Source organism: Nitrospirota bacterium (assembly GCA_020851375.1).
GTDB lineage: Bacteria > Nitrospirota > 9FT-COMBO-42-15 > HDB-SIOI813 > HDB-SIOI813 > RBG-16-43-11.
In genome coordinates this window covers 1-10,284 of record JADZCV010000001.1, presented here as the reverse complement: position 1 = coordinate 10,284, position 10,284 = coordinate 1, and the positions used below count along the sequence as shown (strand labels likewise).

General features: G+C 45.8%; 12 protein-coding genes. 7 read left to right on the top strand and 5 right to left on the bottom strand.

Annotation, left to right across the window (positions count from 1 at the left end):
• Positions 1-38: 38 nt before the first annotated feature.
• The 4 genes from IT393_00060 (at position 39) to IT393_00045 (ending at position 2,301) form a co-directional block, all read left to right on the top strand.
• A complete protein-coding gene (locus IT393_00060) occupies positions 39-242 on the top strand; it encodes a hypothetical protein (GenBank protein MCC7201051.1) in 204 nt (67 codons plus the stop codon).
• A gap of 145 nt (positions 243-387) precedes the next feature.
• A complete protein-coding gene (locus IT393_00055) occupies positions 388-1,104 on the top strand; it encodes a hypothetical protein (GenBank protein ID MCC7201050.1) in 717 nt (238 codons plus the stop codon).
• A 35-nt stretch (positions 1,105-1,139) separates the two neighbouring features.
• Complete coding sequence (locus IT393_00050; protein ID MCC7201049.1) at positions 1,140-1,592, top strand: hypothetical protein; 453 nt, start codon at positions 1,140-1,142, stop codon at positions 1,590-1,592.
• A complete protein-coding gene (locus IT393_00045) occupies positions 1,567-2,301 on the top strand; it encodes a hypothetical protein (protein MCC7201048.1) in 735 nt (244 codons plus the stop codon). The genes IT393_00050 and IT393_00045 overlap by 26 nt, the downstream gene beginning before the upstream one ends.
• A gap of 2 nt (positions 2,302-2,303) precedes the next feature.
• Here IT393_00045 and IT393_00040 read toward each other — a convergent pair whose 3' ends face one another.
• The 4 genes from IT393_00040 to IT393_00025 form a co-directional block, all read right to left on the bottom strand.
• A complete protein-coding gene (locus IT393_00040; GenBank protein ID MCC7201047.1) occupies positions 2,304-2,735 on the bottom strand; it encodes a TraR/DksA C4-type zinc finger protein in 432 nt (143 codons plus the stop codon).
• A 43-nt stretch (positions 2,736-2,778) separates the two neighbouring features.
• Positions 2,779-3,990, bottom strand: coding sequence for a methionine adenosyltransferase (locus IT393_00035; GenBank protein MCC7201046.1), 1,212 nt, complete (start codon positions 3,988-3,990; stop codon positions 2,779-2,781).
• Between the two features lie 159 nt (positions 3,991-4,149).
• The gene (locus tag IT393_00030; GenBank protein ID MCC7201045.1) at positions 4,150-4,677 is read right to left on the bottom strand and encodes an adenylyl-sulfate kinase; all 528 of its coding nucleotides are present in this window, start codon (positions 4,675-4,677) and stop codon (positions 4,150-4,152) included.
• 256 nt (positions 4,678-4,933) lie between these two features.
• Positions 4,934-6,016, bottom strand: coding sequence for a phosphotransferase (locus IT393_00025; protein ID MCC7201044.1), 1,083 nt, complete (start codon positions 6,014-6,016; stop codon positions 4,934-4,936).
• 131 nt (positions 6,017-6,147) lie between these two features.
• On the opposite strand from IT393_00025, the gene IT393_00020 reads away from it, so the two are divergent.
• Positions 6,148-8,055: an ATP-binding cassette domain-containing protein gene (locus IT393_00020; protein ID MCC7201043.1), complete on the top strand. Its 1,908-nt coding sequence runs from the start codon at positions 6,148-6,150 to the stop codon at positions 8,053-8,055.
• Between the two features lie 6 nt (positions 8,056-8,061).
• A complete protein-coding gene (locus IT393_00015; protein ID MCC7201042.1) occupies positions 8,062-9,303 on the top strand; it encodes an MFS transporter in 1,242 nt (413 codons plus the stop codon).
• Here IT393_00015 and IT393_00010 read toward each other — a convergent pair.
• Positions 9,288-9,794, bottom strand: a complete 507-nt coding sequence (locus tag IT393_00010) for a hypothetical protein (GenBank protein ID MCC7201041.1) — start codon at positions 9,792-9,794, stop codon at positions 9,288-9,290. The genes IT393_00015 and IT393_00010 overlap by 16 nt on opposite strands.
• Positions 9,795-9,968: 174 nt before the next feature.
• Here IT393_00010 and IT393_00005 point away from each other — a divergent pair.
• On the top strand, positions 9,969-10,284 hold a 316-nt coding region (locus IT393_00005; protein ID MCC7201040.1), incomplete at its 3' end, for a hypothetical protein.

Genomic DNA, 10,284 nt, shown 5'->3' with positions numbered 1-10,284 from the left:
GCACAGTGGTTTTGACTGCCCAGGGACATGAGAGCCTTATGTGGCCTACAGTCTTTATTCCTCTTGGTTCAGGCTATTCCATCAACGTATATGAATTGCTTGCCGCCTGGGGTGGAATCTCAGAACCAGTATATCTGGATGGTATTAATATTACCCAGCAGATGTTGAACCTCTGTGACAATTCTTCAATAGAACACCGGCAGCACATGGAGGTGGATTATATACGGATTGAGAAGAGATAAGGGCAACCATGATCGGCAGTGGCCATTACCATTCATGGGCAAACACAGCGTTTTTTCGTATTAGGGCTGTCTAAAAACTGTGCTGAAGTAAGGAAAAAGCTGTTTTTACTTGACACTGGCGTGCTGTTTGGTTAAAGTGACAGGCATGAAAGAGAAAGAATTTAAGCTTCTGCTCAGGAATATTCAGGATGAGCGGTTTGTACATCATGTGTCAGAGCTGACATATGAGCGGCTTTTTGCACTCTGGCATCTTAGCCCTGCTGTGGGGCGCCAGTTGAGCAGGCTCCTTTCCAAGGTAGTTATAGGTCTTTTTTCCATAAGATATTTGTCGCACATAAATGATATGGTTGCCAGAGATGCAGGGATAAGTGAAAGACTCACGTCATTAGATCTTGCTGACATGGAAAGGATTGCAGGGATTACTAAACAGCTTGAAAAATCAGCTAAATTCAGGTCAATGCTTGAGCGGGATGTCCTGCCTGATTTAATTGACATAATTGAGCATACAAAGACATTAGATTTAAGTGACCTTGTTAAACTTGCACACTCAGGTGACTATTTAACTACTGCACTGGATGACATGAAAGAGCTGGATGACCCTGAATATCAGTTGTGGCTTGAATCCATTCCGGATTATTATCAAAGGGATGTAATCCATTTGGGATTAAAGAAGAGGCGGCTTCACTCAAGAAGGAAAAAAGTCAATCCTCTGGTTCTTGATAAATGGGTTACTAACTTACACCAGCACTCACCTTCAATTACTGCAGTGTTTAAAAACGGAAAAACCATTTCCCTGAGACCATGGATAGCTGAGCGCCGAAGGCCTTTGATTGGACTTAACCGCCGGATAAAAGAAGCATAGAAACAGAGTGTAATCTCAGTTTAGAACCCCTGACCATGGATATAATTGGCAAGATAATGGATATAGACTGCTATTTGCAGAGTATCAATGCGAGCAGGTCTTCTGCAATGGGTGAAGATGCCATAAGACAGGTGGAATTAAAGCGCAATGTCTCACATAAGATTAACATACCGAAGCGTAAGAGTGACCATTTCTCAGTTTCAATAACAGACAGGATTACCTTTAACCCGGATGAAGGACCATTTAAGATCGAGATTATGCTGGGAGCAAATATTTCGCTTCTGGAGCCTATGTCTCCTGCAGAGATTACCAGCCTTATAAAGATAAAAAAGAATGTCCTTTCTATAATAAATCAGTGCCTGCCGCATTCATCCGCAATAATAGCCAATATAACTGACAAGATGGGTTTTTCTCCTGTTATTTTTTCGCCAAGGATCGCAATGGAAAATATAGAGTTCAATAATGAAAGTAGACTTTCCCGTAGATGAGCGAAGTGAGAAATTCTTAAAAGAGTTGGAATCTGATGAAGATGTAACTGCCATCAATTCAATCCTCATATCCAAGAGGGGAGAGGATTTCTCAAACTATGCCTCCATAATATGCTTTTGTTTTAAGGAAAAAGACCTTATTGACCTGAGCAGTGTTACAACCCTCCCTGAAAGGGTGAAGATATGGGCAAAAAAGAAGATGCTGGAGAATGATGATCTTTTTATGACCTTCTTTAAACACCTTTTCTCACTTTACTCAAGCTATTCCCAGACTGAGGAGGGGCTCTCGATTCTTGGGAAAAAGCGCAGTCTGTTTCCTGAAGTCTATCTGTATCACAGGATTAGGGAGGTTTATTCATATAGTGAGAATAATATCGTCCGCAGGGACTGCTATGTCGTGATCAATGACTGGAATACAAGACGGGACAGGCATAGGGATGAGGGGCAGAAGATAGATGTTGGTGCCTGGGACCCCGAAAAAGAGGCAGGTCAATGCTATGAATGTAAAGTAAAATTTTATATTAAAGAGAAGGAACACCAGCTTAAGTTCCTGGAAGATATTCGCGACCACTCCATGGGGAAGATCCATGTATTTCTTGCAAGCTTTGCGCCCAAGAAGATTCTTCTGCGCCAACTCACGAGCTTCTTCCCGGGCCGCGACTTAAGCAAGATAAATATTTTTGGTATTGATGAACTGAAAAATCTGTAATTTTATATTGCCTCTTCTCCGGGTTCAGACGACGGTGTTGCGCCGAACCTCTCCCGCTCCTTCTCGATCTCTTCCAACTCTTCACGTCTCTGCTTGCACTCGACACAATGGACTGCAAATGGCAGGGCCTTTAATCTCTGTTCGCTTATCTCGTTCCCACAGTCCTCACAAATACCGTAGGTCCCTTCATCAAGCTTTTTCAGTGCATGGTCTATTTTTTCCAGAGTACCTTTTCTAAGATCAACCAGGGTGAGTCCTGTTTCTTCTGCAAGGTCACTTAATGCCTTGTCACCTTCATCCAGCACTGTATCTATCTCGCTCCTGTAGTCTTTACCAAGCTGCTGAAACAACTTATCTTTGACGTCATTCCATATCTCCCGCTTCTTCTCTATAAGCATCTTCCTTAGGGCATCTTGCTTTTTAGCTGGCATCATCGGATAGTTACCTCCATATTTTAAAATAGGTTCAAATGGTTAGTTAACAGACAGGATATTTCCCCTGTAGCAGCTCCTTACAGAAATGATCAATTTCCGACAGTTCCTTTTCAATTATTTCTGTAACCTTCTTCGAGACAGTTGATAGTGATGCACGGTGTTCCAGTGAAACCTGGGCAGACGCCAGTACAGGCTCGTTTACAGGTTTCCCTATCTGACTTGCAAGCCAGACATAGATCTCCTTTATTCCGTCTACGCTCTCATAAATTGTATGCGCCATTCTGTGAGTCAGGATATTATATATCTTTCCGACATGGCTTACGGCATTCTTACCTGCCGCTGCCTCGGCAGCAGCAGGCCTGTTCAGGGCAATGATACCATTTACCCTGTTGCCGCGTCCCACCTCACCGGAGTCAGCGTCTTCTGCTGATGTACCAAGGACGCTCAGATACATCCCTCCAAGTCCCCTGCCTTCTTTGTCGAGGGTATTAACAAATATATCCGCCTTGTCAAAATTACTGCATTTTGTCATGACAAAATCTTCTATGGCTGCTGATGCAGAACGCTTCTTATCAAAATAGACACGCTCATCGGTTATATATCGGTCGAGAAAGGGCATGGCTATGGTAAGTGTAAGCCCCTTGCCGCGCCTGAATCCCATAACCTTGACATCCTCCCCGGTTTCCGGGAAAAGCTCTTTAAAAGCACTTGAATTAAGGTAAGTCTCAGTTTCGAGCACCACTGTCTCAGTGTCAGTGAATGGTGCATAGCCAACTGCTGCAGATGTATCATTTGCAGAAAAAACCTCACCGCCCCGGTTGAATATGTCCTGAAGTTCAGCAGATGCAGGCCTGATCTCCACCTGATAATTCACATGGTTGTCCGGATCAACGAACCTTAGATTGTCTCTAAACCACTGCTTTGCAGTGGCGATCGTAATATCATTAACCGGTATACTGCTGTCATCGGCCTTGAATGTTGCCCTGTCCCCAAATATGAGACGCATCGGTTCTGTTACCCGTCCCCCGCCAAATTTTCTCTCGACTTCTCCGGCTACCAGGAGGCCCTTATCAATATTGTGGTGCAATATGGTCCCAAAACGGTTCATATATTCCGCGCTGAGCGCCAGGGAGACCTGTTCCATAATGGCATCACAGATACTATCCGGGTGGCCAAGCCCCTTACGCTCCACGATTTCTACCATCCGCTCTCCCACTGATAATCCGCTCAGACGTTCTACAAAAATGTCAGTCATTATTTGTCATCCTGCTTCACCTGAAAATCTCCGTTCAAATCCCCCCTATCCCCCCTTTAGTAAAGGGGGGATAGGGGGGATTTTCATCTGTCTTTTGTGAGCCCTGGCTCATGACGGTTTATTTGAAAATGCTCCTTTGAAAACACTGATATTAATGGTTCACACCCAATGTTTTCCCTTGAGCAAGGCAATCACATGTTCTGCTCCGGATTCCGGAGAGACCTTGTCCGAGTCAATTATTAAATCAGGTGAATCCGGCTCTTCATACATATCCTGTATACCTGGTACCGTCGTGGTCTTGCCGGACTGTGCCAGCCTGTAAATCCCTTTTGGGTCTCTCTCCATACAGGTCTTAAGCGGGCACCGAATATAAATCTCAAGAAATTTCCCCATAGAATTACGCGCCTTTTCTCTGTGTGACTTCCTGTTGCCTGTAGCGTCAATAATGATGTTGATCCCGTTCTTTGTCAGCATGCCCCCTAAAAAGACTAGTACATCATAAAACCATTCCCTTTCAGACACAGAATATTCTGGCTCAGGCGTCAATATCTTACGAAGTGCATCAGATTCGAGGTGTTCTACCTTAAGCTCATACAACTCCTCAAGCCTTCTAATAATTGCCTCTGCCACAGCCGTCTTCCCGGAAGCCGGTAGTCCTGTAATCCAAATTGCAAAACCTTCGTTCATCTGAAAACCCCCGTTACTTACCACAAAGACACAAAGGACACAAGGAATTATATTTTAGATACATTGTCCAATATACCCGTCATTCTCACGGAACCTGTTTCCGCAGGATTTAAGCGGGGAGTGGGAATCCAGAACCAGGCCTCGGTCTGGATTCCCGCTTACGCGGGAATGACGTTTTCATCGACCTTTGTGAGCCCCGAGCTGTGAGCGTGCCGAACAGTCGAAGGGCTCATGACGGTTCACCTGAAAATCTCCGCTACCCCAGATACTCGTTAACCCTTTCCGGCTTGAATTCATCCTCTGCAAGCAGGTTTTCTATAAAGTTAAATACCTTCCTCCGCCTGTCGAGAGGCAATGTAGGATACCACAACGGGCTTCCGATTACCAGCCCGCGCCATATAAAAAACGGCTGTATGACCCTGAGCATCTCCTTGTCGCCCGATCTGTCAAAATATGTCTCCCAGAATACATTGAAAAGTCTCTCAAACACCCCTTCGAGCCTTCCATGTTGTTGAATTGAAAAGAATATGTAGTTAATGGCCATTGTGGAAACATCATCAGCAGGCTCCCCCCACTCCCCCCTTGCCCTGTCGAGTACCGTGTAGTCTGTCCCCTCCCTGAAGAGGATATTCCAGGGGTGAAAGTCGCCATGCACCTGGCAGAGGCGGTGGGCCATGCCCTTAATCTTCCACCTCCATTTGACACACCCCTCTTCTATCTTTTGAAGTAGTTCCTCAGTGATGAACTCATATCCTGTCCTGTAATTGTCAATAAGCCCCATGATGCACTCACCATGTCCAATGAGGTCCCGTATTCTCCTTGTGTAAAGATGTGGTGCATCCATCTTAACTTTATGAATTGAAACAAGATATTCCGCAAGTGCCTTTGCCCTCGCTTCATCGGTATATTCAAACTTCCCCGTGTTAAGCAGTCTTTCAAGGTCCTTGTTATAGCCTTTACCCTCAGCAAATTCAGTGACAATAAAGAACTCTTCAGCCTCACCTGCAGAGATGATATTGCCTTCCGGTGTAAATGCCCCGACGCCTACAGACCTGACATGTTTAGGCAGATGATTATATGAGGAGTTGTCCCAGAGCAGGTTCTGTGCCCGGTCAGAAAAATGGTCATGCCCGAATGAGTTAGGAGACATGGTCGCAAGTACAATCCTCTTCTCCATATTGTTTACAGAAAATCTTATAAGGTATGGCACCCCGTATCCAAAACCCTTGAGTTCTTCTGTCTCTGCCTTCCCTATTTCACTGATGGATGATATACGTGCATCACCCTTATAGAGGTCAGAGAGATAGTCCTCTAAGATTTCCTTCTTTAAATCAGGCATTTTCTGTCCATCCCCAAATTTTCGCAAATAATACCATTTGTTAAAGAGAATAACAATCTATGTTTGATAATTGACTGCATAAAGGAATATAATTTATTCGGGCTTAACAATCACAGGATCACTAAATAGCTATGGCACTTATCAGTCTCAATGAAATATCCGTCACCTTTGGCGGACCTCCTTTGTTTGACGAGTTAACCCTTCATCTTGAAGCAGGGGAGCGCGTGGCCCTTTTGGGGCGCAACGGGACCGGCAAAACCACGCTGATGAAGGTGATAGCCGGACAGATGGGTGTAGACAGCGGAAAGATTATCCGTCAGCAGGGAGTTGAGATTACGCATTTACCGCAGGAGATTCCGGCAGATATGACCGGAAGCGTTTTTGATATAGTGGCCTCTGGTTTGGGCAATCGCGGTAATCTTATCATGGATTATCATCATGTCAGCCATCAGTTGCTGACTGAACACACACCTGAACTCATGCGAAGGCTTGCGCGGCTGCAGACGGAATTGGATCATACCGGGGGCTGGGATATCAACAATCAGGTGGAATATGTCATTGCCCAAATGAAGCTTGACCCGGAATCCGATTTCACCAATTTATCCGGAGGTCAAAAGCGCCGGACACTCCTCGCAAAGGCGCTGGTACTAAAGCCTGGCATTCTCCTCCTCGATGAGCCGACCAATCATCTTGATATGGATTCCATCAACTGGCTGGAAGGATTTTTAAAGACTTACCCGGGGACACTGCTCCTTGTAACTCACGACCGTATGTTTATGCGTAATATCGCCACGCGTATCATCGAACTCGACCGGGGAAGGCTTTTTAGCTGGAGCTGTGATTACGAAACCTTTTTAATCCGTAAGCAAAATGCCCTTGATAATGAAGCGGTAAGGCAGGCGGAGTTTGACAAGGCCCTGACTGAGGAAGAAAGATGGATCAGGAAGGGGGTCAAGGCCCGTCGTACCCGCAACGAGGGTAGAGTCAGGGCGCTGGAACGGATGCGCGAGGAGAAAAAATCCCAGCGTAAGGCGATCGGCCAGGTCAGTATGCGTGCTCAGGAGTCCGAAATCTCCGGACATCTCGTTATAAAAGTCTCCAATCTCGGATACAGTTACGGCGACAACTGCATTATCAGAGATTTCTCAACTCAGATTATGCGCGGAGATAAGATCGGTGTTATCGGCCCCAATGGTGCGGGTAAGACCACCCTCCTGCGGTTACTGTTGGGTAAGATGGCTCCCACTCAGGGAAAGGTGCGCCTGGGGACAAATCTTGAGGTTGCCTATTACGACCAGTTGCGGGAACAGTTGGATGAAGAAAAGACGGTGATTGAAAATGTCTGCGGTAAGGGAGATACGGTTACCATCAACGGCAGGTCCCGGCATATTATAGGATACCTGCAGGATTTTCTCTTTTCCCCTGAGCGCGCCCGCACATCGGCCAGGGTCCTTTCAGGCGGTGAGCGAAACCGCCTTTTTCTGGCCAGGCTTTTTACCAGGCCGTCCAATGTCCTTGTCATGGATGAGCCGACCAATGATCTGGATATCGAGACACTGGAGCTGCTGGAGGAACTTTTGGTTGAATATTCGGGAACGCTCCTGTTAGTCAGCCACGACCGCGCCTTCCTTAATAATGTGGTTACCAGCACCATGGTTTTGGAAGGTGATGGGATTATAGCCGAATACCCCGGCGGATATGATGACTGGATATTGCAGCGAAGGCCTTCGGTCAATGAATTACAACCAGCAGCCAAAGGACATGCCGAAGAGCAGGTCATAAAAAAAGAGAGACCCCGCAAACTGAAGCTCTCCTTTAAGGAAGAAAAGGAATTGGTCTCTTTGCCGGAAAGAATCGAACAGCTTGAAAGCGAACGGGAAGAACTTTTCAGGCTTATGTCAGATGCGGAATATTTTAAAAGGACCCCTGCTGAGATGAACAAGGCCAAAGCAAGATTCGAAATAATTGAAGAAGAACTCATATCCGCCTACAGGCGGTGGGAATATCTTGAGGAGTTGAGGGAGAGGGTAGGGATATGAGGTCAGATGGATTATAACAACAAAAAAATCCTCGGTTTTGAGCGCAATGTATTTACCCTCGGCTGGGTGAGTTTTTTCATGGATGTGTCGAGCGAGATGATATATCCGCTCATGCCACTCTTCCTTACCAATATCCTCGGAGTAAATAAGACTATCGTTGGTTTGGTCGAAGGTGTTGCAGAAAGCACGGCAAGCCTCCTTAAGGTTGTTTCCGGTTATATTTCAGACAGGATGAGAAAAAGAAAGCCCCTTATACTGTATGGTTATGGATTATCAACCTTTACCCGCCCCATCCTTGCAGCAGCCACATCATGGTTTGGTGTTTTGGGTTACCGTTTTATTGACAGGATCGGCAAAGGGATCAGGACAGCTCCAAGGGATGCAATAATAGCCGAGTCTACGGAATCAGTTCGCCTCGGACGGGCCTTTGGTTTTCACAGGATGATGGATACCCTCGGCGCTATTGCGGGGCCGGCAATTGCTTTAGTAGTCCTATACTTTTTCGGTGTTAACTACAATTCTGAAGACGCTTTTATGCGGGATTACGGTACAACTGAAGTTGCCTTCAGGACTATATTCTGGTTGTCTATCCTGCCTGGATTGGCCGCAGTTATCCTGATCATATCATTTGTCAGAGAGAAGTTACAACCGTCAAATCCTGGAAGTCACAGGAAATTGCTAAGCCTCAGTTTTACTGATGTCAATTTCAGAAAGTTTCTTGTTGTCGTATCCATCTTTACATTGGGTAACTCCAGTGACGCATTCATCATACTCAAGATTCAGGATGTTGGGGGCAGCCTGCTGGATGTTACTACCCTCTATCTCTTGTTTAACGCAGTCTATTCCGTATCGTCCTTACCTGCCGGCATTGCTGCTGACTACTTTGGAAAGAAACGGATGATTCTGGGCAGTTATATACTCTTTGGTTTGATATACGTTGGGTTTGCCTTTGCCGGCAGTCAGACCACTGTATGGATACTCTTCCTCCTTTACGGTATCTTTATGGGTATAAGTGAAGGACAGCAGAGGGCCTTTGTGGCGACCCTCCTGCCTGATAATGCCAAAGGTACAGGTTATGGCGTCTATCACACCATCACAGGATTGGTTACCCTTCCATCAAGTTTCCTTGCCGGACTATTATGGGATATAAAAGGCCCGCAGGCGACCTTCCTGTTCGGGACAGCGACTGCTATTATTGCCTCTGCTCTTTTCCTGATATTCTTTAGAAGGCGTCAGTCATCGTCATGATCAATATGATTTGCAGCATCGCCTGCCTGACCCGGCCCGCTGATCTTAAAGTCTGACCGGATTTCACTATGACGGACTTGACCGCCAAGATAAGCGGTGTATGTAAACAGGAACATGACGATTATGGTGAATATCAGCATACCCCCCTGAAAATATCCTGGGAACATGGGTTTGTTTCTGTAGATGATGAGGCCAATAATAGACAGGAGTCCAAGTATTATCATGGTGACAAATGAAATAGTTGCGAACGCCTCATGTTTCTCAATAAAGGTCTTTGAGACTCCGGCAAGTTTCTCGATGATGTCCTCCGTCGGTTCACCTGAGAAAAAGACAGGGATGGTGGAAAGTGCGACAAAGAATATAAACCAGAATGCGATGCCTTGCCATTTCTTGTCCATCATAAGGAAGGCGATTAACAAGAGAACACCGCTAAAGATAATGCCAATGACCGGGACATGGGTCAGTGCTACATGAATATGTGATGCGTTCATAAGTCTCCTTTGGTGTTATATTATTTACAGGATGTGTAAGTTATCATGATGAGATTTTGTTGTCAATTGGTTAATGAGACGCATTTACTATCTTGACATTATAATATGTATGGAGTATATTTCGTCTGCCATATAAAGCATTATGGCTATTAGTTCACCCTGGAGTCATTTATTGTGTCTTTCATCTGGTTGTTGCTGAGCCTGATTCTAATTATTCCCGACATTGTTTATTCACAAACAGTCGGTGGGCGTATCTCCACCGACACCACATGGACCCTTTCCGGCAGCCCGTATGTTGTCACTTCCTCAGTCCAGTTCTATGGAAATACCAGCACCCCCATCACCCTGACGATTGAGCCTGGGGTGGTTGTGAAGTTTCAGACTGGTACGTACCTTCAGATCGCAAATGGAATGAACTACCCTGCCGGTCTCAATGCCTTTGGCACGGCTGAGGCGCCAATCATCTTCACCTCATATAAAGACGATACCG

What these genes read in the sequence shown, in the direction of transcription:
- IT393_00060 (MCC7201051.1), top strand. Translation starts at nt 39, where the DNA reads ATGTGGCCTACAGTCTTTATTCCTCTTGGTTCAGGCTATTCCATCAAC.
- IT393_00055 (MCC7201050.1), top strand. Translation starts at nt 388, where the DNA reads ATGAAAGAGAAAGAATTTAAGCTTCTGCTCAGGAATATTCAGGATGAG.
- IT393_00050 (MCC7201049.1), top strand. Translation starts at nt 1,140, where the DNA reads ATGGATATAATTGGCAAGATAATGGATATAGACTGCTATTTGCAGAGT.
- IT393_00045 (MCC7201048.1), top strand. Translation starts at nt 1,567, where the DNA reads ATGAAAGTAGACTTTCCCGTAGATGAGCGAAGTGAGAAATTCTTAAAA.
- IT393_00040 (MCC7201047.1), bottom strand. Translation starts at nt 2,735, where the DNA reads ATGATGCCAGCTAAAAAGCAAGATGCCCTAAGGAAGATGCTTATAGAG.
- IT393_00035 (MCC7201046.1), bottom strand. Translation starts at nt 3,990, where the DNA reads ATGACTGACATTTTTGTAGAACGTCTGAGCGGATTATCAGTGGGAGAG.
- IT393_00030 (MCC7201045.1), bottom strand. Translation starts at nt 4,677, where the DNA reads ATGAACGAAGGTTTTGCAATTTGGATTACAGGACTACCGGCTTCCGGG.
- IT393_00025 (MCC7201044.1), bottom strand. Translation starts at nt 6,016, where the DNA reads ATGCCTGATTTAAAGAAGGAAATCTTAGAGGACTATCTCTCTGACCTC.
- IT393_00020 (MCC7201043.1), top strand. Translation starts at nt 6,148, where the DNA reads ATGGCACTTATCAGTCTCAATGAAATATCCGTCACCTTTGGCGGACCT.
- IT393_00015 (MCC7201042.1), top strand. Translation starts at nt 8,062, where the DNA reads ATGGATTATAACAACAAAAAAATCCTCGGTTTTGAGCGCAATGTATTT.
- IT393_00010 (MCC7201041.1), bottom strand. Translation starts at nt 9,794, where the DNA reads ATGAACGCATCACATATTCATGTAGCACTGACCCATGTCCCGGTCATT.